This is a genomic window from Arthrobacter sp. Y3223164 (genome assembly GCF_059091005.1).
In genome coordinates, this window is the sequence record NZ_JBNHGF010000652.1 from 1 (window position 1) to 990 (window position 990).

Consider the following 990-nt stretch of genomic DNA (forward strand, 5'->3'; position numbering starts at 1 on the left):
GGCAGTCCCGGCCGTCCCGGGTGCCGACGGCGTGCCTGCCACTCCGGCCGTCCCTGCCGTTCCGGAGCTGCCGGTAACCGCCAACGCCAAGGCCGAAGCCGCGATCGACGCCCGCACGGAAGCCGCGGAAACCCGCGCCGAACTGCGTGGCGCCGCTTCGGTCACGGTAGAAGCCGGACAGTAATTCCCGTGGTACCGGGTGCGGCGCCTACACTGGGGGCGCCGCACCCGTCGCCCGCTGTCTGAAAGAACGTCGACTTGCCCCCATCACTTCCCGACGACATCGTGTTCGCGGCGCAGTCCGGAGATGCAGCTGCATTCGGCGAGATCTACACCGCGCTGGCACCCGGGCTCAATGGATACCTGAAGGTGCGCGGTGTGGAAGACCACGAAGGCGCCGTACAGGAAGTATTCCTCGCCCTCTTCTCCCGGATCCGGTCGGTGAACGGCGGGTTCCAGGGGCTGCGGACGCTGGCGTTCTCCATCGCCCATGCCCGCTACGTAGACGATGTCCGGCGCCGGGCCCGGCAGCCAGTGCTGTCGCCCTACGACCCTGATGCCGACGCCCGAGCGGTGGAGTCCGCCGAAACAACTGTCCTGGAGACGCTCGCCGAGAGCGATGTGGGACGCCAGCTCAAGGAGCTGAAGCCGGAGCAGCAGGAAGTGCTGATGCTACGCGTGGTCGCCGACCTGTCGATCGAACAGGTTGCCGAGATCATGGGCCGGAGCGCCGGCTCCATCAAACAATTGCAGCGGCGCGCCCTGCTTAAACTCAAATCCGTTCTGGAAAGGAAGGAGGCCCTGGTATGAACAGCGCTGAAATGTCCGACGACGACGCCGTCCGCCGGCTGCTGGACGAAGCCGGGCTGGCTCCTTCTGCCCCGCTGGAGTCCACCTTGCTGGCCCTCCGCGCCGCCGGGGAAGCCCCCATCCCGGCCCCATCGCCCGAGGTGCTGGCTTACCTGACGCCGGCTGCCGGCGCGGCGGCCG

General features: G+C 68.2%; 2 protein-coding genes and 1 pseudogene. All 3 read left to right on the plus strand.

The features are described 5' to 3' along the window. Positions 1-184, plus strand: a pseudogene (locus AC5RUJ_RS17150) (hypothetical protein); the annotation flags it as partial. A gap of 74 nt (positions 185-258) precedes the next feature. Then, on the plus strand, positions 259-810 hold the full coding sequence (locus AC5RUJ_RS17155; RefSeq protein ID WP_494076677.1) for an RNA polymerase sigma factor: 552 nt from the start codon (positions 259-261) through the stop codon (positions 808-810). Next, on the plus strand, positions 807-990 hold a 184-nt coding region (locus AC5RUJ_RS17160), incomplete at its 3' end, for a hypothetical protein (RefSeq protein WP_494156354.1). The genes AC5RUJ_RS17155 and AC5RUJ_RS17160, both read left to right, overlap by 4 nt.